Consider the following 21,903-nt stretch of genomic DNA (forward strand, 5'->3'; position numbering starts at 1 on the left):
CGCGCTCAGCCCAGCCCGTGGCGTGTCTCGTGCGAGGAGTCGGCTCCCTCGACGGGTTTGCGCGAGAGCCCGACCGAACCGGCATCCGCGCCCGTGGACAGCGCCGCCGACACCGCCACCTGCTCGTCGACATCGCTGTAGCGGGGGCGCAGCTTGACGGCCTCGGTGCGGGCCTTGGCGCGCTTGGCCTTGCGGCCCGCGTAGGAGAGGTTCAGCACCTCGACGAAGATGGCGAACGCCATCGGCCCGTAGATGAACGCCTTGTCGATGTGGATCTCGAACCCCTCGGCGATGAGGAACACGCCGATCAGCAGCAGGAACGACAGCGCGAGCATCTTCACCGTGGGGTGCCTGTTGACGAACTCGAAGATGAAGCGCGCCGCGAAGAGCATGATGCCGAAGGACAGCACGACGACGGTGATGATGACGAGCAGGTTGTCGGTCATGCCCACCGCGGTGATGACCGAGTCGAGCGAGAACACCAGGTCGAGCACGAGGATCTGCGCGATCACCGAGCCGAAGGTGACGGCCTCGCGCTTGTCGCCGTGACCCTCCTCCTCGCCCTCGAGCTTGTGATGGATCTCGGTGACGGCCTTGTAGACCAGGAAGAGACCGCCCGCGATGAGGATGAAGTCCTTCCACGAGAAGCCCATGCCGAGCAGCTCGACGACGTCGTCCTTCAGCGTGATGATCCAGCCGGCGAAGAGCACGAGCAGCACGCGCATGAGCATCGCCAGGGTGAGGCCGAGATTGCGTGCCTTCGCCTGCTGCTCCCTGGGCAGCTTCGACGCGAGGATCGAGATGAAGATGACGTTGTCGACCCCGAGCACGACCTCCAGCACGAACAGCGTGAGGAAGACCGCGATGAGATCCGGCGTGAAGGCGAGGGAGAAGTCCACGGGCTCAGGGTAGCCGCGCGAGCGCGCCGCGTCTCACACCTGGTCGTCGGCGGCGGGATCGCGGACGACGTCGCGCCTGCGCGAGCCTTGCAGCGCCATGCCCACGAGCGGATACAGCAGCACCGACAGCATCCCGGCACCGACCAGTGCCGCGGCGAGGCCCGGCCGGAGGATCCCCTCCGCGACCCCGATCGACGTGACGGCGACGATGATCGGCAGCCCCGTGGCGCCGAGGAAGGCCATCGCGACGCGTTCCCGGCCCGACGATCCGGGCGGTGCCGAGAGCATCGAGGGGAGCCCCCGCACGACGAGCAGCAGGGTGAGGAAGACGGGGACGAGCAGGGCGTCACGCGCATCGCCGAGGAGCGACGCGAGATCGAACGTCACCCCCGTGTAGACGAAGAAGACCGGGACGAACACCCCGAAGGCGAGGCCCTCGACCTTCGACTCCACCTGCTGACGATCCGGCTCGGGCGCGTTGCGCATGATCAGCTGCCAGACGACGCCCGCCACGAACGCGCCGAGCAGCATGTCGAGGTCGAGCACCAGACTGAGCGCGACGAGGCCGGCGAGGATCAGGATGATGACGCGGACGGCGAACTGCCCCGAGGTGTGCAGCGTCGACGTCACCACGGCGTGGAGTCGTCTGTGCGGTACCCGCGCCGCCGCGAAGACGGCGAGCCCCGCGATCCCCACGAAGACCGCGAGGACGATGCTCGCCAGGCCGATGTCGCGGCCGCCGAGGAACAGGGAGATCGCCACCAGCGGCCCGAACTCCCCCAGGGCCCCCACGGCCATGACGGCGCGGCCGAAGGGGGTGGGCAGCAGGTCCGCGTCGCGCAGGATCGGCAGCAGCGCACCGAGGGCCGTCGAGCAGAGCGCGACGCCGATGACGACCGCGGCCTCCCCCGGCGCGATGAGCAGACCGACGGCCACGCCGGCGGCGAGGCTGACGATCCACCCGGTCGCGGCTCGGCGCCCCGAGCGACCCCGCACGACGGCGAAGTCGATCTCGTTGCCCGCGACGAAGAAGAGCAGCGCGAGGCCGAAGTCCGCGAGGCGCTCGCTGACGACGCCGGGCTGCACCCAGCCGAGCAGGCTCGGGCCGATCAGGATGCCGAGGGCGAGCTCGAACACGACGATCGGCACGCGCGCCCACCGGGAGAGCCCGCGGGCGAGCAGCGGCGCCGAGACCGCGACGAGCGCGATCACGAGGACGTCGATCTCGCTCAGGGCCACGGGCCCAGGTTAGCGAGCGGCGCGCTCAGCGCCAGACGTCGTCCGCGATCGCGACGACCTCACGGATCTTCGCCCACTGCTCGTCCTCGGTGAGGACGTTGCCCTCCTCCGTCGAGGCGAAGCCGCACTGCGGGCTGATCGCGAGCTGCTCGAGGGGGGCGAACCGCGAGGCCTCGTCGATGCGGTTCTTGACGGCATCCACGTCTTCGAGCTCTCCGCTCTTGGACGTGATGAGCCCCAGCACCACTGTCTGGTCGCCCTCCGGAAGGAAGCGCAGCGGCTCGAATCCGCCGGCCCGGTCGCTGTCATACTCCAGGAAGAACCCGTCGTAGGCGACCCGGCCGAGCAGCTGTTCGGCGACCGGCTCGTACCCGCCCGAGGAGATCCATGTGGAGCGGAAGTTGCCCCGGCAGACGTGCGTCGTCACGACCAGGTCGTCCGGCTTGCCGTCGAGGATGCGGCCCAGCATGTCGGCGTACCGCTCGGCCAGGCCCTCGGTGCGGATGCCGCGGTCCCGAGCCTTGGCGAGCTCCTCGTCGCTGCAAAGGTAGGCCCAGGCGGTGTCGTCGAACTGCAGGTAGCGGCATCCGGCGTCGTAGAACGCGGCGACCGCGTCGCGGTAGGCCTGGATCAGGTCGTCGACGAACGCGTCGCGACCGTCGTAGACGCGGGGGTCGATGTGGTCGGGCTCGAGCCGGAAGTCGAGCACCGTCGGGGCGGGGATGCTGAACTTGGGCTGCGCCCCGGTGGTCTCCGCGAGCACCGACTGCAGGGAGCGGTAGTGATCCAGCATGGGGTGGGTGTCACTGAAGCCGACCTTGCCGCCCAGGTGGACCCCGCGGGGCTTCGTCTGCACGCCCTGGAACTGGATGCCGTGGTCGAGCTCGACCACCTCGACGCCGTCGAGCATGCCGAAGAAGTCGAAGTGCCACCACGACCGGCGGAACTCGCCGTCGGTCGCCAGCCGGAGGCCGTTGGCGGCCTGCTTCTGCACGAGGTCGCGGATCTGGGCGTCCTCGACCTCGCGCAGCGCGGCGTCGTCGATGACGCCCGCGGCGCGGTCGGCACGGGCGGCCTTGAGGGCCTCGGGGCGCAGGAACGAGCCGACGATGTCGGCGCGGTACGGGGGATTCACACTCACCCTGTCACTGTAGCCGCGGCATCCGCGGGGCACGATGGATGTGTCGGCGGATGGCGAACACACCGGCACCGCTCACCGCCGTGCCGCGGGCGGCGCCTCCCGCGGCACGCGGATGAGCGCGCCCGCGGTGAGGAAGAGGGCGGCGCCGACGACGTGCGCGACGATCCACCCGATCCCCTCGGCGGGGACGGGGAAGATCGGGTTCCACGCCACCGCGACGGCGAAGAAGACGATCGCCCACCACCACTGCTGCGCCTGCACCCCGAACCACGCGACGATGAGGGCGAGGATCGCGACGACGAAGCGGATGAGCAGGTACCAGTCGGCGCCCAGCAGGGGCACACCCGCCAGCAGGGCCGCGGCGGCGATGATGCCCGGCACGAATGCGGGGCGGCTGGTCTCTGGCTTCGCGGGCGTCTGCGGCATGCCCCCATCCTGCCCCGCCGCGCGAGACACCACATCCGCGCCCAGACACCGGACGGGCGATGGTGCCTCGGCACGAATGCGGGGTTTCGGGCCGTGCTCGTCAGACCGCGAGCGGGCGAGGCGGCGGGGCCGGCGGCGTCTCGGCGGCGCCGTGCACCTGGTGGTGAAGGCGCTCCATTCGTGCGTCGAGCTCGGCGGCGGTATCGGCCGCGTCCTTGAGCGAGGCCAGCAGGCCCGCGGGCACCTGACGGTCGTACTTGTAGTAGATCTTGTGCTCGAGGCTGGCCCAGAAGTCCATCGCGATGGTGCGGAACTGCACCTCGACCGGCACGTCCACGCGGCCCGTCGAGAGGAACACGGGAACCTCCACGATCGCGTGCAGGCTCTTGTATCCGTTCGCCTTCGGCCGGGCGATGTAGTCCTTCACCGTGCGGACGGAGATGTCGTCCTGGGCCGTGAGCAGGTCGAACAGGCGGTAGGCGTCGGCGACGAAGCTGACGGTGACACGGATGCCCGCGACATCCGTGATGTGCCGTCGGATCGCGGCGAAGTCGGGTTCGATCCCCTTGCGCGACACCTTCTCGGTGAGGCTGTCGGGCGACTTGACCCGGCTCGTCACATGCTCGATCGGATTGTAGTCGTGCATGTGCTGGAACTCGTCGCGCAGGATCGCGATCTTCGTCTCCACCTCCTGCAGACCGAACCGGTACTCCAGCAGGAACCGCTGGAACTCGTCGCGCAGGGCCCTCATCTCTCGCAGGGTGGCGGAGAACGAGGCGTCATCGAGCGAGACCGACATGGGCAGAACGCTAGGCGCCCCGGTTACGAGGTCACTGGGAATCGGATGCCGCAGCCAGCGCGGCACGAGCGCGCTCCGCCCGCGTCGCCGCCTCCCGCGCGCGCGCAGCGGCGGCATCCCTCTCCCGCGCGTGCCGGTCGGCTTCGGCAGCCGCCTCGTCCGCCTGCGCAGCGACGCGCGCGAGCTCCTGCTCGAGGGCGGACACCCGCTCGCTCAGCAGCGCCGACCGCTCGCGGGCCTTCTCCTCGCGCGCCCGCGCCGCCGCCAGATCGCGGTCCGCGTCGGTGGCTCCGCGCTCCGCCTCCCGGACGGCCTTCTCGGCGGCGCGGCGCGCCCGGAGCTCCGCAGGATCGTCGCGCGGCGCCGCGGCTACGCGTGCCCCGCCCCCGGGAGTCCCGCCCCCGACGGCACCGGAGAGGTCGACGGGGTCGAGCCCCGAGGCATCCAGCGCCCGCACGAGGCGTCCCGTCTGCACCGCGACCGCCGCCCCGGCGTCTCGCAGTGCGGCGTTCAGCGTGCGCGCGACGTCGTCGCGGGACGCTGCGCTGACCGATACCCCGGCCTCGCCGGCGAGGGAGACGGCGTCGCGGGTGAGCGCCGCGACGAGGTCGCGTCGCTGCCGGTTGAGCGCGGTCAGAGCCGTCGCATCGAGGTCGTCCTGCGCCTCGCGCAGCTCCGCGGCGAGCGCCAGCACCTCCTCGAACCTGCCGGGGTCGGCGCGGACGAGGACGTTGACGGCCCATGCCGCGACGGAGGGACGGCGCAGGGCCCTGATCGCGCGAGACGCGGAACGCTCGCCCGCCTCGGACGCCGCGGCATCCCGTGCCGCGGTGAACTCGTCGGGGCGCAGTCCGTACAGACGCGCGGCCGCCTCATCGACCTCCGTGTCCGCCACGACGCCATTCTCCCGCTACTCGCCGTCAGAGCGGCTTGCCGCCCGTCACCGGCAGCACGGCACCCGACACGTACGTTGCCGCTTCGGACGCGAGGTAGACGTAGGCGCCGGCCAGCTCGGCAGGCTGCCCGGCCCGACCGAGCGGCGCGTCCTGCCCGAAGGTCGCCAGCCGCTCCTCGTCCCAGCCCGTGCCGGGGATGAGGGGGGTCCACACCGGTCCGGGGGCGACCGCGTTCACGCGGATGCCCTTTTCGCCGAGCTCGCCCGCGAGGGCCTTCACGAACGCCACCTGGGCGGCCTTGGTCATCGCGTAGTCGATCAGTCCGGGCGAAGGGTTGAACGCCTGCACCGACGAGGTGACGATGATCGAGGCCCCTGCCTCCAGGTGCGGGACGGCCGCCCGGGCGCTCCAGATGAGGCCGTAGAGGTTGGTGCGGAAGACGCGGTCGAACTCCTCGGTCGGAAGGGACGCGAGGCTTTCCCGGTCCTTCTGGTACGCGGCGTTCAGCACGACGACGTCGAGGCCGCCGAGCTGAGCGACGGTGTCCTCCACGATCGACGTGGCGAACGCCTCGTCGCGCACGTCGCCGGCGAAGGCGACGGCGCGCCGACCCGCCGCCTCGACGAGCGAGACCGTGGATGCCGCGTCCTGCTCCTCCTCGGGCATGTGCGCGATCGCGACATCCGCCCCCTCCCTGGCGAAGGCGATCGCGACGGCGCGCCCGATGCCGGAGTCGCCGCCGGTGATGAGCGCGCGGCGGCCCTCGAGCAGGCCGTGACCGACGTAGCTGTCCTCGCCGTGGTCGGGCTGCGGCGTCATCGGGCCGGTCGTGGCCGGCTGATCCTGCTCCTGGCCCGGGAATCCCTCGTCGTGGTGTTTGGTCGTGGGGTCGGTCTGCTCGTTCGCCATCGCTGGCTCCTCTCGTTCGACGTCTCCGACGCTAGGGACGCCCTCCGACCCCACGCAGGCCCTTGACATCCGGACCACCGGCCGCATAGGGGCGAAAGCGCATAGCAGCACGACGCGCGACGGGCAATCCCCCGTGCCGCGTCGGCGCCTCCTCCTACCGTGAGACCGACCGAGTGCGGTCGCCCGTGCGACCGCGGAAGGAGATCAGCAATGGCCGAGACGAAGAAGAGTGACACCACCTCGACGACGAAGGGCCGCCGTCGCCCCGGCCGGGGTGCGGGGCTGACGAAGGAGCAGAACGCCGAGACGGGTTTCCGCGCCTCTGCGCAGCTCAGCGAGAACATGCAGCGCGTGCTCGTCGACCTCATCGAGCTCTCGCTGCAGGGCAAGCAGGCGCACTGGAACGTCGTGGGCGCCAACTTCCGCGACATGCACCTGCAGCTCGACGAGATCATCGAGGCCGCCCGCGGATACAGCGACCAGGTCGCGGAGCGCATGCGAGCCTTGCACGCCCTGCCCGACGGGCGTTCCGACACCGTCGCGGAGATGACGACACTGCCCGAGTTCCCGCACGGCGAGGTGTCCACCGCCGAGACGATCGATCTGGTGACCGAACGGCTCGACGCCGTCATCGCCACGGTGCGCGAGGTGCACGACCCCGTCGACGACGAAGACCCCACGACCGCGGACATCCTGCACGGCGTGCTCGAGGGGCTCGAGCAGTTCTCGTGGATGGTCAGCGCCGAGAAGCGCACCCCCACGGGACGGTGACGCTCCCCACCGCGCCGGGGGCTGTTGCGGGAGCGCTTGTGGAACCGGCGACGCTCGGAGACCGCCCCACTCCCGGTGCGGTGGCGGCGGCATCGTCGATGGGCGACGTCGTCGGCTTCGGCGTCCACGTGGATGCGACGATCGACTGGGCCGTCGAAGTCGGCAGATCCGCGCCCGCCCCCGGCACGGGCCGCACCCGCGAGCTGTGGGAGATCCTGGCCACCAGCGCCCGGCGCGATGTCGCCGCCGCCCGCATCCTCGAGCCCCACCTCGACGCCCTCGCGATCCTCCATCAAGCGGCCGGGGCGGGGCGCCCGGTGGATGCCGTGCGTCGCGCCGTGAACGCGACGGGCGATTCGTCGTGGGGGGTGTTCGCCGCGGAGGCGCGGGGGACGCGGCTCACGGCGACCCGCGCGGGCGACGGGTGGGTGCTGGAGGGCACCAAGCCGTGGTGCTCCCTCGCGGGCCGGCTCTCGCACGCCCTCGTCACGGCGTGGGTGAGCGACGACGAGCGGGCCCTGTTCGCCGTCGATCTGCGCAGCGACGCCGTGGCGGCCCACGGCGGCCCGTGGGTCTCGCGGGGACTATCCCAGATCTCCAGCACGCCCGTCGATTTCACCGCGACGCCCGCTACGCCCGTCGGAGCGCCGGGGTGGTATCTGAGCCGACCGGGATTCCGCTGGGGAGGCGCCGGTGTCGCCGCGTGCTGGTGGGGCGGCGCCCTCCCGTTGCTCGACGCCCTCCGCGCGGCGTCGGCGCGCTCCGGCGCGGACCAGCTCTCGCGTGCGTGGCTCGGCGAGGCCGACAGCCGCCTGTGGGCCGCGGGCCTCGCGCTCGCAGAGGCGGCGCGCCAGGAGGACGCCGGGGCGAACGCCGACGAGGCCCGGGTGATCGCCGAGCGCGTGCGAGCGGTCGTCTCCGACGCCGTGGAGCGGGTGATCGCGATCGCGGACACCGCGCTCGGGCCCGCACCGCTGACCGCCGACGAGGATCATGCGCGCCGCGTGGCCGACCTCCGGGTGTACCTGAGGCAGCATCACGGCGGGCGCGATCTGGCGCGGCTCGGCACCGCGCTGACCGCCGAGCCCGGCGCGGGTGCACGGTGACGACCGTCTTCGACCACCGGGAGGCGGGCACCGGGGAGTCCGAATGGCGCGAGCATGCGCCGTGGCGGTCTTCTCCCGAGCTGCGGATCGACGCCGCGGCGCTCGACGCGCTCGTCGTCTGCGCGGCGCACCCCGACGACGAAACGCTCGGCGCGGGCGGACTGCTCGCGACGGCGGCCGCCCACGGCATCCCGTGCACCGTCATCATCGCCACCGACGGCGAGGCGTCGCACCCCGGCTCCCCGACGTGGACGGCGCCCGCGCTGGCCCGCGCGCGACGCACCGAGGCGACGCGGGCGCTCGACGTGCTGGCTCCGGGTTCCGCGGTGCATTTCCTGGGCCTCGGCGACGGCATGCTCCGCGAGCGCCGATCCCGCCTGGCGCGCGGTGTCGATGCGATCGTCGGCGCCACCGAGGGACCGAGGGTGCTGGTCGTCGCCCCGTGGGACGGCGACGGGCATCGCGATCACCGGGTGATGGGCGAGGTCGCCGCCAGTGCGGCGCGCCGCGCGGGCGCGCGCTACGCCGGCTACCCGGTGTGGCTCTGGCACTGGGGCGATCCCGCGGCGGTGCGCACCGACGGATGGATGCGCCTCGAGCTGTGCCCCGATGTGCGCGCGGCGAAGGCCCGGGCCCTCCGCCTCCACGCGAGCCAGACGCAGCCCCTCTCGCCCGCGGAGGGCGATGAGGCGATCCTCTCCCCGGAGATGCTGGCCCACTTCGAACGCGACACGGAGGTGTTCGTGACACCCGCCCCGCCCACCCCCACCCCGCCGACCGGGTCGCTCGACGCAGCGTTCTTCGACGGGTTCTATGCCCGTCACACCGATCCGTGGGGGTTCGAATCGCGCTGGTACGAGCGGCGCAAGCGCGATCTCCTCCTCGCCGCTCTCCCCCGCCCGCGCTACGGCAGCGCGCTCGAGCTCGGGTGCGCGACCGGCCTGCTCACCGAACGCCTCGCCGAGCGCTGCGACAGCGTCGTCGCGCTCGACATCGCCCAGAGCGCCCTCGATCGGGCGTCCGCCCGGATCGGAGCGGACGCCCGCGTGACGCTCGTACGCGCGCGGCTGCCCGAGGAGTGGCCGTCCGGTCGATTCGAGCTGATCGTGCTGTCTGAGATCGCGTACTACTGGGATGCCGACGACCGGGCGCGCGCCCTCGCCCGCCTGCGGGAGTCGCTCGCCCCCGACGGCGCGCTCGTGGCGTGCCACTGGCGCCATCCCGTCGCCGACCACCCCGCGTCCGGTGACGAGGTCCACGCCGCGCTGCGGCGGATACCGGGGCTGCACGGGGCGGTGCGCCACGAGGAGGACGACTTCCTGCTCGATGTGCTCGTCCCCGACTCGACGCCGTCGGTCGCCCGAGCGGAGGGGCTGGCACCGTGACCGCCGACCACGTCACCAACCTCGCCGTCGTCGTCCCCGCGCACAACGAGGAGGCGCTGCTTCCCGACTGCCTCGCCGCGCTCCGGGCGGCGGTCGAGCGCGTGCGTCGCCGCGTCGCGCTCGTGACGGTGCATCTCGTGCTGGATGCCTGCACCGACGCGTCGGCGGCGATCGCCGCGGCATCCACGCTCGGCGTCTCCGTCGTCAACGCGCGGGCCGTCGGCGTGGCCCGCACGGTGGGGGTCACGGCCGCGCTTCGCGCACACCCGAGAGTCGCATCCTCGCGGCTGTGGACGGCGCACACCGACGCGGACTCCGTCGTGCCCGCGCACTGGCTGGAGCACCAGATCGAGCTGGCCGCGGCGGGCGCGGACGTCATCGTCGGCACGGTCAGACCCGACTTCCGCGACCTCACCCGCGCGCAGTCCGACGCCTGGTGGGCGACGCACACGCCGGGGGTGGCGAACGGGCACGTGCACGGCGCGAACCTCGGCATCCGGGCCTCGACGCTGCTGGCCGCGGGGGGCTTCGACCCCGTGCCCGAGCACGAGGACGTGCGCCTCGTCGACCGCGCGGCGGGCATCGGCGCCCGGATCACGGCATCCGACGACGCCTGGGTGCAGACGTCGGGCCGCCCCGTGGGCCGCACCGCGGGCGGCTACGCCGCCTACCTGCGGGAGAAGCTGGTGCCGCTGGCGGCGCGCGACGTCGGCGACACCACGGAAGGGCGCACGGCGCAGCCGGACGACGCGAGCGTCCAGGCGGTGGCAGGATGACGCGCCTGGAGCGGCTGGCTCGGCGCGCACAGAGAGGGACCCGGCCGGTCAGATCGTCGCGACGGAGCCGGAGTCCACGCGGCAGTTCGATCCGACCACGAACGAGGCGAGATCAGAGCAGCGGCCGGGCAGCGTGTACTGGGGGAACTCGAAATCCATCTCCGCCGCCGGCCGCGTCGTCGACGCGCGCGTGACCGGCCCCCCGGCGTCGAGCTCCCAGAACACGAGACCGAACGCGATGGCGTTGGTCGACCACAGCTGCAGTGCGGCGACGAGGATGATCACTCCGGTGGCGGGCGGCGCGGTGAGCAGCTCGAGGACGAGCTGGACCAGCAGCACCTGGGTGAACAGCAGCACGACGAACGCGAGAGCGAGCGACAGCGCACGCGACCATGCCGTCTGACGGGTCATGTGGCGCGGGTTGAGGATGACGAGCGGAACGATCAGCAGCGCGCACACGATGGCCGCGCCCCACTGCAGCGGCGGGAAGAAGTAGGGCGGGAGCAGAACCCAGAGCACGACGGCCCCGAGCACGGCGACGATCGGCGGCCACCGATGCTCGGGCGCCTCCATCGGCGCGGCGGAGCGGCGGCGTGACATGTGCCCAGTGTGCCAGGGGCCCGCGTGGCTAGGCTGGTACGGGCGCGCCTCGCCGACGCTCCGTCACGGAAGGACCCGGATGCCGCACGCCTCGTCTCCCTCTCCCGGCCGCAACTGGGCCGGAAACCTCGTCTACGGCGCGAGCCGGCTCGAGCGCCCGCGCACGATCGACGAGGTCGCGCACATCGCACGCACCGCGGGTCGCGTGAAGGTGCTCGGGAGCAGGCACTCGTTCAACGACATCGCCGACACGGACGGTGTCGCCATCAGCCTCGACACCCTCGAGGGCGACATCGAGATCGACGCGTCGGAGCGGGTGGCGGAGGTTCCAGGCGGCATCCGATACGGAGAGCTCGCCTCCGCGCTCCACGAGTACGGCTGGGCTCTCCCGAATCTGGCTTCCCTGCCCCACATCTCGGTGGCCGGCGCGATCGCGACCGGCACCCACGGTTCCGGCGACCGGCAGGGCAGCCTCGCCACCGCCGTGCGAGCCCTCGAGATCGTCGACTCGGCCGGCGAGGCGCGCCGGATCAGCCGCGGCGAGCCGGACTTCGAGGGGGCGGTGGTCTCCCTCGGCGCGCTGGGGGTCACCACGCGGATCGCTCTGGACATCGAGCCGGCCTACGACATCGCCCAGACCGTCTACGACGCCCCGCGCTGGGACGCGGTGCTCGCCGACCTGGACGCGGTCACGGGCGCGGGCGATTCGGTCAGCGTCTTCACGACGTGGCAGCGCGAGCAGACCCTCGACCAGATCTGGGTCAAGACGCGCGGGGAGGTGCCCAGGGAGCTCGCCGGCGCGCGTCGCGCCGACGGCCCGCGGCATCCGATCCCCGGCGTCGACCCCGCCCCGGCGACGGTCCAGGCCGGCGCGCGCGGGCCGTGGCACGAACGGCTGCCCCACTTCCGCCTCGAGTTCACGCCGAGCGCCGGCGATGAGCTGCAGAGCGAGTATCTGATCGATCGATCGCACGCCGTGGACGCCCTTCAGGCGCTCCGCGAGCTGCGGGAGGAGATCGCGCCGCTCGTCCTCGTGACCGAGCTGCGCACGATCGCCGCGGACGACCTGTGGCTGAGCGGCGCCTTCGGACGCTCCACGCTCTGCGTCCACTTCACATGGCAGCGGCGCGAAGACGACGTCCGCGCGCTCCTGCCCCGCATCGAGGCGGCCCTGGCGCCCTTCGGCTCGCGTGCGCACTGGGGCAAGCTCTTCACCGCCGACCCGTCGACGTTGCCCACCCTCTATCCCCGGTGGCAGGAGTTCCGGTCGCTCCGCGCCGCGTGGGACCCGCGCGGCGCGTTCCGGAACGCCTACCTCGAGCGCATCGGTCTCTGACCCCGAGGTGCCGGCTCCGTCAACCCCCGTACCTCCGGGGGCGCTGCTGCCCTAGCCTCGGACACACGTCCGATGCCGAGGAGCCCCCATGTCGACCACCGTTCGCGCCATCCAGTGCCCGCCCCAGACCGTGTTCGACGTCCTGGCCGACGGGTGGCTCTATCCCTGCTGGGTCGTCGGCGCCTCGCGCATGCGCGACGTCGACGAGGCCTGGCCGCAACCGGGATCCCAGCTGCACCACTCCGTGGGCACCTGGCCGTTCGTCCTCGACGACCAGACCCGCTGCGAGGAGTGGAACCCGCCCCACCGCGCGGTGCTGCGGGCGAAGGGGTGGCCGATCGGCGAGGCGCGGGTCGTCATCGACGTCCGGCCGCGCGGCGACGGCTGCGTCGTCCGGATGCAGGAGGACGCCGTCGCCGGGCCAGCGACCCTCGTCCCCCGTCCGGTCGCCGACATCATGCTGCATCTGCGCAACCGTGAGACCCTGCTGCGGCTCGCCTACATCGCCGAGGGCCACGAGTCCCGCCCGGAGCCGTCGACCGCGGAGCGGGAGCGCGCCGAGGACGGCGAGCCGACGGAGCCCGGGGAGGAAATCGCATCGTGACGGCGGGTTCGGATGCCGACGCCGTCGTCGTCGGCGCGGGCCCGAACGGGCTGGCCGCCGCCGTCACCCTCGCGCGGGCGGGGCTGCGCGTGCGCGTATTCGAAGCCTCCGACCGCATCGGCGGCGGCTCGTCGACGCGGGAGCTGACCGCACCCGGCTTCCATCACGACGTGTGCTCGGCCGTGCATCCCCTCGCTTTCGAGTCCCGGTTCTTCCGGGAGTTCGCGCTGCCGCAGCGGGTGGCCTTCGCGGTTCCGGCCGTCTCCTTCGCCCACCCGCTCGACGGCGGCCGCGCCGGCATCGCCTACCGCGACCTGGACCGTACGCGCGACGCGCTCGGCCGCGACGGACGCGCGTACGACGCCCTCGTGCGGCCGCTCGCGGAGCGCTCCGCGCAGGTCGCGGAGCTGACCGGCTCGACGCTTCTGCGGATGCCGCGGCATCCGCTCACCGCGGCGCGCTTCGGGCTCGCGACCCTCGAGCAGGGAAGCGCGCTCTGGGGAGCGCGCTTCACGGGGGAGGCTGCCCCGGCGATGCTGACGGGGGTCGCAGCCCACACGATCCTCCCCCTGCCGAGCCTCGCGTCGGCGGGCGCGGGACTCGCCCTGACGACCTACGCGCACGCGCGGGGGTGGCCGATCCCGATCGGCGGATCGCAGGCGATCGCCGAGGCGATGGCCGCTGACATCCGGGCGCACGGGGGGGACATCCTCACCGGCACCCGCATCGACAGCCTCACCGAGCTGCCGCCCGCGCGGATCACCGTGCTGGACGTCACGCCGCGGGCTCTCCTGCGCATGAGCGCGCATCGTCTCCCGGCCGTCTATCGGCGCGCGCTGGAGGGGTTCCGCTACGGCAACGCCGTCGCGAAGGTCGACTTCGCGCTGTCCGAGCCCGTCCCGTGGACCAACCCGGAGGTGCGGCGTGCGGGAACGGTGCACGTCGGCGGCTCCCGCGCGGAGATCGCCGCGGCCGAGAACGCCGTCGCGCACGGCCGCCTCGTCGACGACCCGTACGTGCTCGCGTCGCAGCCGAGCCTGTTCGACCACACCCGCGCCCCGACGGGGCGGCACACGCTGTGGACGTACACGCATGTCCCCGCGGGCTCGACCGCCGACCGCACCGAGGCCGTCATCCGGCAGATCGAGCGCTTCGCGCCCGGCTTCCGCGACACCGTCCTGCACACGTCGTCGTCGACGGCGCAGGAGGTCGCGGCGCACAACGCGAACTACCCCGGCGGCGATATCGCGGCAGGGGTCCCCGACGTCGCGCAGCTGCTGCGCCGGCCCGTGCTGCGCCCCGACCCGTGGCGGACACCGCTGGCGGGGGTGTACCTCGCATCGGCATCGACGAGCCCCGGGCCCGGCGTGCACGGGCTCGCCGGGTGGCGCGCCGCGCTCAGTGCGCTCCGCCGCGAGATGGGTGTCCGGCAGGAGCCGAACCTCTCACCCGGCGCCTGACGGGCGAGCCGCCGGCCGCCTCCGGCGTCAGCCCCCGAACTCGTCGATCTCGCGCAGGTGACGGTACGCGCCCCGGAAGAACACCAGCGGTCCGCGCCCGTCGGCCGCGAGGGGACTGAGCTCGCGGACGCGACCGATGACGATGAGATGGTCCCCGGCCTCGTGCTCGGCCCAGAGATCGCAGTCGACCCACAGGAGCGTGTCGTCGATCAGCGGATTGCCGCCGGGCGAGGGGCGCCACAAGACCCCGGACCACTTGTCCGTGCCCGAGCGCGCGAACCGGCTCGACAGCGCGTGCTGGTCATGTGCCAGGACGTTGACCGCGAAGCGGCCGGTCGCCGCGATCCGGGGATAGGACGTCGACGTGCGCATGACGCTGAACATCACCAGCGGCGGATCGATCGACACGGACGAGAAGGACTGGCAGGTGAACCCCACCGGCTCCCCTTCATCCGTCCCGGTGACGACGGTCAGTCCGGAGGCGTAGTGGCCCAGCGCATCCCGGAAGCGCCTCGCCTCGATCGAGGTCGGGGCCAGGGCGGGCGTGGCGTCTTCCCTCACGCGCCCACGGGGCTCGCCGACGCGGCAGCGACGCGGGCGAGCCGGGCGAGGTTGCCCGCGTACTCGGATGCCGCGGCATCCACGACCTCGGCGAGCTGGTCCATCTGGCTGAGCGCGAGGTAGAAGCCTCGGCCCGGCACCGTCGCCCCCAGCTCGACCAGCAGCGGGGAGAGGGTGAAGGTCGGGCCCATCGAGTGGGTGAAATCGGCTCCCGTGTGCACCGGAATGGCCGTCACGCCGGCAAGTCCGTTGGCCGGATACCGGTCGAGGAACGCCTTCAGCAGTCCCGTGTAGGTCGCCTTGTAGGTGGGGGACGCGAACACGGCCAGGTCGCTCTCGGCGACGCGGGCGTTGAGCGCGGACATCTTCTCCGACGGCCAGGCGAAGATCTCGTCGGTGTGGTCGGCGAGGTCGATGACCTCGAGGTCGTAGGTGCCGGGCACGAGCAGCTTCTCCACGAGCAGCTCGGCCACCTTCCGCGTACGGGACGCCGGCTTGGGGTTGCCGACGACGGTCGTCACGTGCAGGGTCATGTCACTTCTCACATTCGTACCGGTGAACAGGAACGAAGGACGACGCCGCCCACCCGCCGCACCGGCGCGCGTGGCGCATCGCACCTCATACACCGCCGGGATCTTTTGGCCCCGCGGGCCCGCAACGGCTCACGCTGCGCAGCCATTATGCGCGGTCGCGGGTTTCCGGGGTGTTTCGCCCTTCCGCGCCGCGCCGCGGCCTACCGCAGCGTTATCCCGCCGTCCCGCCGCCGGATCAGTCCTGCGAGTCGTCCACCTGGACGGGACCGCCCTCGGGACGATCGATGTTGGGGTCGCCCGTTCCGCTCGGCGACGGTGCCTGGGGGACGCCCTCGGCGCCCGGCTCGTCGGTCGACGGGTCGATGGGGTTCTTCTCGCTCATGCGTTCTCCTCGGGGTCGTCGTCGGGGTCCATACCGGGCCGGACCGCCGCATCCGGAACGATGTCGATCCGCTTCACTCCATCGCCCTGCGTGACGGAGATGCGCGGCGCCGCGTCGGCCTCGGTCGCGTGCGGCGCGCTCGTGAGCTGGTCGTGCCGTTTCTCCTCAGAGCTGGCGGGATCGGTCTCGTGTGCGTCCATGCGACGACGCTAGCCCCCGCCATCGCGGCTGCGCCACGGCTGGCGCTCGACGCGGCCGGATGCTACGCCGGGGCGTCGCGCCGGCGGGGCGGGGGGAAGTGACGGATCGGGACGGGTCGGTTCGACCGGTCGGCGCCGGCCTCCGCGGAGACCGACCGCTCGATCGCGGCCATCGCCTCCTCGAACGACCGGTGGATGCTCTCCGCCGCGCGCGAGCGCAGCCACAGCACGGCAGCGCGCTCCCCTCGGCACTCCACGAATGCGATCACCCGACGGGGATCGTGGTCGTCCAGCGCGCCGTCGCACACGCGCCAGCATCCTTCGTCTACCTTCGTCAGCTCCAGCCCGCTGTGCATTGCCGCAGCCATCATCGTGACCTCCTCGTCACTGGGTGTGTGTTCGTACTCGGGGGGACATCGCCGCCCGTCGGGCGGGCGCGTCGCCTGGCCGACGCGATTCGCCGATATCTCACGCAGGCGCCCCCTCGCCGGGCCGGAGCACGACCTTGATGCATCCGTCGTGCTTCTTCTGGAACGTCTCGTACAGCCCGGGGGCCTCGTCGAGCCCGCCGCGGTGCGTCACGAGGTCGGCCACGCCCAGGGGGTCGGAGGGATCCTCGACGAGCGGGATCAGCTGGTCGACCCAGCTCTTCACGTTGCACTGCCCCATCCGCAGCGTCACCTGCTTGTCGAAGAGCGTCTTCATGGGCATCGGGTCGGCATCGCCGGCGTAGACGCCGCTGATCGAGACCGTGCCGCCGCGGCGCACGAGCTCGATCGCGGAGTGCAGGGCGGCCAGCCGGTCGACGCCGGCCTTCTCCATGAGCGGCTTCGCGAGCGTCCGCGGCATCCGGGACATGACGGTGTGCGCCGCCTTCACGAGTCCGCTCCCGTGCGCCTCCATGCCGACGGCGTCGATGACGGCGTCCGGGCCGCGGCCCTCCGTGGCATCCCGGAGCGCGGCGACGGTGTCGTCCCCGTCCTCCCAGACCTCGACTCCGTGGCGGGCCGCCATCGTCCGTCGCTCCTCGACCGGGTCGACGCCGAACACGCGATGGCCCCTTCTGGCGGCGATCCGTGCGGCGAATTGGCCGACGGGTCCGAGGCCGAGCACCGCGACCGAGCCGCCGTCGGGAACCTGTGCGTATTCGACGCCCTGCAGCGCCGTGGGCAGGATGTCACTCAGGAAGAGGTAGCGCTCGTCGGGTCCTTCGTCGGGGACGGGGATCGTGTTGTAGTCCGCGAGCGGCACCCGGAGCAGCTCCGCCTGGCCGCCGGGAACCTGGCCGTAGAGCTTGGTGTAGCCGAAGAGGGCGGCACCGCTGCCCTGCTCCCTCACCTGGGTCGTCTCGCACTGCGACTGCAGGCCTGCCCGGCACATGAAGCACTCGCCGCAGGAGATGTTGAAGGGGACCACCACGCGCTGACCCACCCGAAGGCCGGTCACCTCGGCGCCCACCGCCTCGACGACTCCCATCGGCTCATGACCGAGGATGTCGCCCGGATCGATGAAGGGGCCGAGCAGCTCGTACAGGTGCAGGTCGGACCCGCAGATGGCGGTGGCCGTGATCCGGACGACGGCGTCGGTGGGCTTCTCGATTCGGGGATCGGGGACGTCCTCCACGCGGATGTCGCGCGTGCCATGCCATGTGACGGCTCTCATCGATTCGCCTTTCGTCGTGCGCGGGCCGACGGACGGGCCCGGCGCTTGGGAGTTGCGGTCCCGCCAGCCTCCCCCGGTTCACCGGCCCGCCGAGGGGGGTTGACGGGAGCGTTCCCGCTGGCTAGCCAGGCGGGCCCACACAGCGCCGTCTGGCGCATTCGCGAGCGGCGCGCAACCCCCGCCGCCGGGGCCGCGCCCATCCGTAGTCTCGCCTCACACCGACAGAAGGATGCCCCCCTCCATGGCGGACTTCGGATACACCCTCATGACCGAGCAGAGCAGGCCCCGCGAACTCGTGCGGTACGCCGCGACGGTCGAGCGGGTGTTCGAGCTGGAGGAGCTGCCCCAGTCGCTCATCGGCAAGGTGCTGCGTCGAGAGGTGCACGAGCGCATCCTCTCTCTGTAGGCGGGACCGCCGGCCGGGCGCGCTCGGCCGGTCAGAGGGCCGTGAGTCCGGCGACGCCGCTGCCGAGCGCCACGGCGCCGACCAGCAGCAGCACGGCGGCCATGACGACGCCGTTGTCGCATGACCCCCGGCTCAGAGGGGGATGAGGGCGACGTCTCGCAGGTCGCCGGCATCCGCCAGCGCCGTCATCATCGTGCAGCGCGGCTGCCGGCGACGGTCGGTCGGCGAGCCCGGATTGAGCAGCCGCAGCCCCGACGCGGTGCGCGTGTCCCAGGGGATGTGGCTGTGCCCGAAGACCAGGACATCGGTGTCGGGAAACGCCTGCGTCATCCGCGCCTCCCGGCGCCGCGCGTCGCCGGTCTCGTGCACGACGGCGAACCGGATGCCCTCGATCCCGCGCCGCGCGATCTCGGGGAGGCGCTCGCGCAGGTCGGGCCCGTCGTTGTTGCCCCACACGCCCATCACGGAAGCGTGCCCTTCGAGGTCGTCCAGCACCGACGCGGAGACCCAGTCGCCGGCGTGGATGACGAGGTCGGCGTCGTCCGCTGCCCGGCGCACCGCGTCGGGCAGCGCCCGCGCTCGGCCGGGGATGTGCGTGTCGGCGAGCAGCAGCAGCCGTGTGCTCACGGGCGCGCCCGGGTCTCGATGATCGGGGCGTCGAACGTCCGCCCGTTGAGCTCGAGGTAGAGGTGCCCCTCCGTGACCGACACGGTGATGGTGTTGCGACGCTCGATCGCGGATGTCGCGGCATCCACGAAACCGGGGCCGAAGCTGCGCACGACGAGGTCCTCGGCGCGATGCAGGGGCTTGCCCTGCCAGGCGGCGACGACCTTCGCGGGATCGCGGTGCGTGTAGACGACGGCGCGATCGGCGAGCTTGGCGCCGTAGTGCAGGCGCGCGGAATCCGGCGCCCCGACCTCTATCCACGACGTCACCCGACCGGTCGGGTCGCGCACGAGGACGGCGGGCTCGTCGGTCGAGGCGATCCCGTCGCTGAACGCGATGCCCTCCGCGAACTCGAGGCAGTAGGCGAGCACGCGGGTGAGCATGAAGGCGTTGGTCTCGGAGGCGTGCCGCGCCACCCGCAGCGCCAGGTCGTCGTAGACGCCGCGGTCGACGTCGGCGAGCTGCCCGGTGAAAGTGTGGATCGTTGCGCCGATGGCCATGGTGAACGAGCCTACGCGCGACGGGGCGATCTTCCATCTGGTGGAAGAACGCCCCGCATCGCTTGTTCGCCCGAGCCGTGCCGCGGAGACTGATCCGGGCGACACACCGGTCGAGGGAGAGGGTGGGCGATGGCACGCACGGTCGAGGGCATGATGAGCGCGGCCGTGCTGCGCGACGGCGCGCCCGGGCTCGATGTCGTCGACATCCCGATCCCCACGCCTCTCGCAGGAGAGGCCCTCGTGAAAGTGCGCGCATGCGGCGTGTGCCATACCGACCTGCATGTCATGAAGGGCGAAGTCGCCTTCCCGCGACCCGCCGTGCTCGGCCACGAGATCAGCGGCACGATCGTCGCGATCGGCGACGGCACCGCCGAGGCGGGCGGGCTGGCGGTCGGCGACGACGTCGTCGGCGCGTTCATCATGCCGTGCGATGCATGCGACGCGTGCGACCGCGGGCGGGACGACCTCTGCGCCGAGTTCTTCGGCCAGAACCGGCTGCGCGGGACGCTCTACGACGGGCAGAGCCGGCTCACGCTCGCCGACGGGTCGTTCCTGGCGATGTACTCGATGGGCGGGCTCGCGCAGTACGCGGTCGTTCCGCTCACGGCGCTCGCCGTCCTTCCCGAGGGCGTGGACCCCGTCTCCGCCGCCGTCCTCGGGTGCGCGGCCTTCACATCGTACGGCGCCGTCCATCGCGCCGGGCGCGTGCAGGCGGGCGAATCCGTCGCGGTCATCGCCGTCGGCGGCGTGGGTAGCGGGGTCGTGCAGATGGCCAGGGCCGCCGGCGCCGACCCCATCGTCGCGATCGACGTCGCGGACGACAAGCTCGACGCCGCGCGCGCGCTCGGCGCGACGCACGCCGTCAACTCCCGCGAGGAGGACGTCGTCGCGCAGGTGCGCGCGGCGACCGGGGGGCGTGGCGTCGACGTCGCCTTCGAGGCGCTCGGGCATCCCGCGACCTTCCGCCAGGCGATCGACGTGCTCGCCGACGGGGGCCGGATGGTGGCGATCGGCATCGCCGCCGGCGCCTCCGTCGCCCAGATCGAGATCACGCCGCTCGTGCGCCGCGGATACTCGATCACGGGCTCGTTCGGCGCCCGCACCCGGGAGGACCTGCCCGCCGTCGTGCGCCTGGCCGCCGACGGCGACATCGACACCGTCGGCCTGGTGACCCGTACGTTCCCGCTGAGCGAGGCGGATGCCGCGTACCGCGCCCTCGCGGAGGGCCGGATTACCGGCCGCGCCGTCATCGTGATGGACGAGGCCCCGAGGAAGGACGAGACCGCGTGAGCAGACGCATCCCCCACTGGATCGACGGTGAACCGGCCGACGTACCCGACCGACGCGTGGCACCCGTGTACGACCCCGCAACCGGCGCGCCCACGGGCGAGGTCGTCCTCGCCGAGCCCGGCGACGTGGACCGGGCGGTGCGCTCGGCCGCTGCCGCGTTCCCCGCGTGGAGGGACCTGTCGATCGCGCGCAGGCAGGCGGTGCTGTTCCGGTTCCGCGAGCTCCTCGAGCAGCGCAAGGGAGAGCTGGCCGAGATCATCACGAGCGAGCACGGCAAGGTGCTCGCCGATGCGCTCGGGGAGATCGCGCGAGGACAGGAGGTGCTCGAGTTCGCCCTCGGGTTCGCCGAGGTCCTCAAAGGCGACTACTCCGTCAACGCCTCGAGCGGCGTGGACGTGTACTCGTTCCGCCAGCCCATCGGAGTCGCGGCGGTCATCAGTCCCTTCAACTTCCCCGCGATGGTGCCCCTGTGGTTCCTTCCGGTCGCGCTGGCCGCCGGGAACGCCGTCGTGCTCAAACCGAGTGAGAAGGATCCGTCGGCGTCGCTGTGGATGGCGCAGCTGCTCGCCGAGGCGGGCCTGCCGGCCGGTGTGTTCACGGTCGTCAACGGCGACAGGGTCGCGGTCGACGCGCTGCTGGAGCATCCGGGGATCGCCTCGGTGTCCTTCGTCGGATCCACTCCGATCGCCCGCCACATCTACGAGACCGCCGCGCGACACGGCAAGCGCGTTCAGGCGCTCGGCGGCGCGAAGAACCACATGCTCGTGCTGCCGGATGCCGATCTCGACCTCGTGGCGGATGCCGCCGTCAACGCCGGCTTCGGATCGGCGGGCGAGCGCTGCATGGCGATCTCGGTGATCGTGGCGGTGGAGCCGGTCGCCGACGAGCTGCTCGGCAAGATCGCCGAGCGCATGGCGGGGCTGAGGATCGGGGACGGCCGCCGAGGGTGCGACATGGGCCCCCTCATCACCCGCGAGCACCGCGACAGGGTGTCGGGATACATCGACACGGCCGCCGCGGACGGAGCCGCCGTCGTCGTGGACGGCCGTGGCGTCGTCGTCGACGGCGAGCCGGGGGGCTTCTGGCTCGGCCCCACGCTGCTCGACCGAGTGCCGACGACCTCGGCGGCGTACACCGACGAGATCTTCGGACCGGTGCTGTCGATCGTGCGGGTCGACTCGTACGAGGAGGGTGTGAGTCTCATCAACACGGGGGCGTTCGGCGACACGAAGGCGTACGGCCGGCAAGGCTTCCACTTCTTCACCCGCGAGAAGGCGGTCACGGCGCGCTGGCTCGACCCGAGCCACGGCGGAATCAACCTGGGATTCCCGCAGAACGCCTAACAGCGGTCCGGGA

General features: G+C 72.3%; 26 protein-coding genes. 10 read left to right on the plus strand and 16 right to left on the minus strand.

Features of this window, described 5'->3' with window-relative positions; translation table 11 throughout:
• Positions 1–5: 5 nt before the first annotated feature.
• The 7 genes from RYJ27_RS11780 to RYJ27_RS11810 all read right to left on the minus strand — a co-directional run bounded on the left by RYJ27_RS11780 (position 6) and on the right by RYJ27_RS11810 (position 6,309).
• The gene (locus tag RYJ27_RS11780; RefSeq protein ID WP_330170487.1) at positions 6–899 is read right to left on the minus strand and encodes a TerC family protein; all 894 of its coding nucleotides are present in this window, start codon (positions 897–899) and stop codon (positions 6–8) included.
• A 33-nt stretch (positions 900–932) separates the two neighbouring features.
• Positions 933–2,138 carry a cation:proton antiporter gene (locus tag RYJ27_RS11785; RefSeq protein WP_330170488.1) on the minus strand — a complete coding sequence of 402 codons (1,206 nt, stop codon included), beginning with the start codon at positions 2,136–2,138 and terminating at the stop codon, positions 933–935.
• A gap of 25 nt (positions 2,139–2,163) precedes the next feature.
• The gene (locus RYJ27_RS11790; RefSeq protein ID WP_330170489.1) at positions 2,164–3,279 is read right to left on the minus strand and encodes a 5-methyltetrahydropteroyltriglutamate--homocysteine S-methyltransferase; all 1,116 of its coding nucleotides are present in this window, start codon (positions 3,277–3,279) and stop codon (positions 2,164–2,166) included.
• Between the two features lie 72 nt (positions 3,280–3,351).
• A complete protein-coding gene (locus RYJ27_RS11795) occupies positions 3,352–3,705 on the minus strand; it encodes a DUF6804 family protein (protein WP_330170490.1) in 354 nt (117 codons plus the stop codon).
• A 100-nt stretch (positions 3,706–3,805) separates the two neighbouring features.
• Positions 3,806–4,504, minus strand: a complete 699-nt coding sequence (locus RYJ27_RS11800) for a GTP pyrophosphokinase (protein ID WP_330170491.1) — start codon at positions 4,502–4,504, stop codon at positions 3,806–3,808.
• Between the two features lie 31 nt (positions 4,505–4,535).
• Complete coding sequence (locus tag RYJ27_RS11805) at positions 4,536–5,399, minus strand: transposase (protein WP_330170492.1); 864 nt, start codon at positions 5,397–5,399, stop codon at positions 4,536–4,538.
• A gap of 25 nt (positions 5,400–5,424) precedes the next feature.
• Positions 5,425–6,309, minus strand: coding sequence for an SDR family oxidoreductase (locus tag RYJ27_RS11810; RefSeq protein WP_330170493.1), 885 nt, complete (start codon positions 6,307–6,309; stop codon positions 5,425–5,427).
• 210 nt (positions 6,310–6,519) lie between these two features.
• Here RYJ27_RS11810 and RYJ27_RS11815 point away from each other — a divergent pair, with 210 nt between their 5' ends.
• The 4 genes from RYJ27_RS11815 to RYJ27_RS11830 are packed head-to-tail and all read left to right on the plus strand — an operon-like array spanning position 6,520 to position 10,347.
• On the plus strand, positions 6,520–7,080 hold the full coding sequence (locus RYJ27_RS11815; RefSeq protein WP_330170494.1) for a Dps family protein: 561 nt from the start codon (positions 6,520–6,522) through the stop codon (positions 7,078–7,080).
• Positions 7,077–8,186, plus strand: a complete 1,110-nt coding sequence (locus RYJ27_RS11820) for an acyl-CoA dehydrogenase (protein WP_330170495.1) — start codon at positions 7,077–7,079, stop codon at positions 8,184–8,186. The genes RYJ27_RS11815 and RYJ27_RS11820 overlap by 4 nt, the downstream gene beginning before the upstream one ends.
• A complete protein-coding gene (locus tag RYJ27_RS11825) occupies positions 8,183–9,571 on the plus strand; it encodes a bifunctional PIG-L family deacetylase/class I SAM-dependent methyltransferase (protein ID WP_330170496.1) in 1,389 nt (462 codons plus the stop codon). The genes RYJ27_RS11820 and RYJ27_RS11825 overlap by 4 nt, the downstream gene beginning before the upstream one ends.
• On the plus strand, positions 9,568–10,347 hold the full coding sequence (locus RYJ27_RS11830) for a glycosyltransferase family 2 protein (RefSeq protein ID WP_330170497.1): 780 nt from the start codon (positions 9,568–9,570) through the stop codon (positions 10,345–10,347). Before RYJ27_RS11825 ends, RYJ27_RS11830 begins: the two co-directional genes overlap by 4 nt.
• Before the next feature lie 48 nt (positions 10,348–10,395).
• Here RYJ27_RS11830 and RYJ27_RS11835 read toward each other — a convergent pair whose 3' ends face one another.
• Positions 10,396–10,947 (minus strand): hypothetical protein, encoded by a 552-nt coding sequence (locus RYJ27_RS11835; protein WP_330170498.1) that lies wholly within the window; start codon positions 10,945–10,947, stop codon positions 10,396–10,398.
• 79 nt (positions 10,948–11,026) lie between these two features.
• On the opposite strand from RYJ27_RS11835, the gene RYJ27_RS11840 reads away from it, so the two are divergent.
• From RYJ27_RS11840 to RYJ27_RS11850, 3 genes are all read left to right on the plus strand, one after another.
• Positions 11,027–12,283, plus strand: a complete 1,257-nt coding sequence (locus RYJ27_RS11840) for a D-arabinono-1,4-lactone oxidase (protein ID WP_330170499.1) — start codon at positions 11,027–11,029, stop codon at positions 12,281–12,283.
• Between the two features lie 88 nt (positions 12,284–12,371).
• On the plus strand, positions 12,372–12,887 hold the full coding sequence (locus tag RYJ27_RS11845; protein WP_330170500.1) for an SRPBCC family protein: 516 nt from the start codon (positions 12,372–12,374) through the stop codon (positions 12,885–12,887).
• Positions 12,884–14,347: a phytoene desaturase family protein gene (locus tag RYJ27_RS11850; protein ID WP_330170501.1), complete on the plus strand. Its 1,464-nt coding sequence runs from the start codon at positions 12,884–12,886 to the stop codon at positions 14,345–14,347. The genes RYJ27_RS11845 and RYJ27_RS11850 overlap by 4 nt, the downstream gene beginning before the upstream one ends.
• Before the next feature lie 27 nt (positions 14,348–14,374).
• Here RYJ27_RS11850 and RYJ27_RS11855 read toward each other — a convergent pair whose 3' ends face one another.
• The 6 genes from RYJ27_RS11855 to RYJ27_RS11880 all read right to left on the minus strand — a co-directional run bounded on the left by RYJ27_RS11855 (position 14,375) and on the right by RYJ27_RS11880 (position 17,685).
• On the minus strand, positions 14,375–14,908 hold the full coding sequence (locus tag RYJ27_RS11855; RefSeq protein WP_330170502.1) for a flavin reductase family protein: 534 nt from the start codon (positions 14,906–14,908) through the stop codon (positions 14,375–14,377).
• The gene (locus tag RYJ27_RS11860; RefSeq protein ID WP_330170503.1) at positions 14,905–15,441 is read right to left on the minus strand and encodes an NADPH-dependent FMN reductase; all 537 of its coding nucleotides are present in this window, start codon (positions 15,439–15,441) and stop codon (positions 14,905–14,907) included. The genes RYJ27_RS11855 and RYJ27_RS11860 overlap by 4 nt, the downstream gene beginning before the upstream one ends.
• A gap of 235 nt (positions 15,442–15,676) precedes the next feature.
• Complete coding sequence (locus tag RYJ27_RS11865; protein WP_330170504.1) at positions 15,677–15,823, minus strand: hypothetical protein; 147 nt, start codon at positions 15,821–15,823, stop codon at positions 15,677–15,679.
• Complete coding sequence (locus RYJ27_RS11870) at positions 15,820–16,023, minus strand: multidrug transporter (RefSeq protein ID WP_330170505.1); 204 nt, start codon at positions 16,021–16,023, stop codon at positions 15,820–15,822. The genes RYJ27_RS11865 and RYJ27_RS11870 overlap by 4 nt, the downstream gene beginning before the upstream one ends.
• 62 nt (positions 16,024–16,085) lie before the next feature.
• Positions 16,086–16,394 carry a hypothetical protein gene (locus RYJ27_RS11875; protein WP_330170506.1) on the minus strand — a complete coding sequence of 103 codons (309 nt, stop codon included), beginning with the start codon at positions 16,392–16,394 and terminating at the stop codon, positions 16,086–16,088.
• 97 nt (positions 16,395–16,491) lie between these two features.
• A complete protein-coding gene (locus RYJ27_RS11880) occupies positions 16,492–17,685 on the minus strand; it encodes a zinc-dependent alcohol dehydrogenase (RefSeq protein ID WP_330170507.1) in 1,194 nt (397 codons plus the stop codon).
• Positions 17,686–17,926: 241 nt separating this feature from the next.
• On the opposite strand from RYJ27_RS11880, the gene RYJ27_RS11885 reads away from it, so the two are divergent.
• On the plus strand, positions 17,927–18,091 hold the full coding sequence (locus RYJ27_RS11885) for a hypothetical protein (protein WP_330170508.1): 165 nt from the start codon (positions 17,927–17,929) through the stop codon (positions 18,089–18,091).
• 132 nt (positions 18,092–18,223) lie between these two features.
• Here the strand turns inward: RYJ27_RS11885 and RYJ27_RS11890 are convergent, their stop codons facing one another.
• Together RYJ27_RS11890 and RYJ27_RS11895 are read right to left on the minus strand one after the other, a co-directional pair.
• Entirely contained in the window at positions 18,224–18,718 is a 495-nt protein-coding gene (locus RYJ27_RS11890; protein ID WP_330170509.1) for a metallophosphoesterase family protein, read from the minus strand.
• Entirely contained in the window at positions 18,715–19,257 is a 543-nt protein-coding gene (locus tag RYJ27_RS11895) for a YaeQ family protein (RefSeq protein WP_330170510.1), read from the minus strand. The genes RYJ27_RS11890 and RYJ27_RS11895 overlap by 4 nt, the downstream gene beginning before the upstream one ends.
• A gap of 129 nt (positions 19,258–19,386) precedes the next feature.
• Here RYJ27_RS11895 and RYJ27_RS11900 point away from each other — a divergent pair, with 129 nt between their 5' ends.
• Positions 19,387–20,547, plus strand: a complete 1,161-nt coding sequence (locus RYJ27_RS11900; RefSeq protein WP_330170511.1) for a zinc-binding dehydrogenase — start codon at positions 19,387–19,389, stop codon at positions 20,545–20,547.
• A complete protein-coding gene (mmsA, locus tag RYJ27_RS11905) occupies positions 20,544–21,890 on the plus strand; it encodes a CoA-acylating methylmalonate-semialdehyde dehydrogenase (RefSeq protein ID WP_330170512.1) in 1,347 nt (448 codons plus the stop codon). Before RYJ27_RS11900 ends, mmsA begins: the two co-directional genes overlap by 4 nt.
• Positions 21,891–21,903: the final 13 nt, after the last annotated feature.

The organism is Microbacterium limosum (assembly GCF_036324365.1).
Lineage (GTDB): Bacteria > Actinomycetota > Actinomycetes > Actinomycetales > Microbacteriaceae > Microbacterium > Microbacterium limosum.

Bases quoted from the DNA above. Each gene is read 5' to 3' on its own strand.
- RYJ27_RS11795 (WP_330170490.1), bottom strand. From the start codon at position 3,705: ATGCCGCAGACGCCCGCGAAGCCAGAGACCAGCCGCCCCGCATTCGTG.
- RYJ27_RS11800 (WP_330170491.1), bottom strand. From the start codon at position 4,504: ATGTCGGTCTCGCTCGATGACGCCTCGTTCTCCGCCACCCTGCGAGAG.
- RYJ27_RS11810 (WP_330170493.1), bottom strand. From the start codon at position 6,309: ATGGCGAACGAGCAGACCGACCCCACGACCAAACACCACGACGAGGGA.
- RYJ27_RS11815 (WP_330170494.1), top strand. From the start codon at position 6,520: ATGGCCGAGACGAAGAAGAGTGACACCACCTCGACGACGAAGGGCCGC.
- RYJ27_RS11835 (WP_330170498.1), bottom strand. From the start codon at position 10,947: ATGTCACGCCGCCGCTCCGCCGCGCCGATGGAGGCGCCCGAGCATCGG.
- RYJ27_RS11840 (WP_330170499.1), top strand. From the start codon at position 11,027: ATGCCGCACGCCTCGTCTCCCTCTCCCGGCCGCAACTGGGCCGGAAAC.
- RYJ27_RS11845 (WP_330170500.1), top strand. From the start codon at position 12,372: ATGTCGACCACCGTTCGCGCCATCCAGTGCCCGCCCCAGACCGTGTTC.
- RYJ27_RS11860 (WP_330170503.1), bottom strand. From the start codon at position 15,441: ATGACCCTGCACGTGACGACCGTCGTCGGCAACCCCAAGCCGGCGTCC.
- RYJ27_RS11865 (WP_330170504.1), bottom strand. From the start codon at position 15,823: ATGAGCGAGAAGAACCCCATCGACCCGTCGACCGACGAGCCGGGCGCC.
- RYJ27_RS11870 (WP_330170505.1), bottom strand. From the start codon at position 16,023: ATGGACGCACACGAGACCGATCCCGCCAGCTCTGAGGAGAAACGGCAC.
- RYJ27_RS11875 (WP_330170506.1), bottom strand. From the start codon at position 16,394: ATGATGGCTGCGGCAATGCACAGCGGGCTGGAGCTGACGAAGGTAGAC.
- RYJ27_RS11880 (WP_330170507.1), bottom strand. From the start codon at position 17,685: ATGAGAGCCGTCACATGGCATGGCACGCGCGACATCCGCGTGGAGGAC.
- RYJ27_RS11885 (WP_330170508.1), top strand. From the start codon at position 17,927: ATGGCGGACTTCGGATACACCCTCATGACCGAGCAGAGCAGGCCCCGC.
- RYJ27_RS11895 (WP_330170510.1), bottom strand. From the start codon at position 19,257: ATGGCCATCGGCGCAACGATCCACACTTTCACCGGGCAGCTCGCCGAC.
- RYJ27_RS11900 (WP_330170511.1), top strand. From the start codon at position 19,387: ATGGCACGCACGGTCGAGGGCATGATGAGCGCGGCCGTGCTGCGCGAC.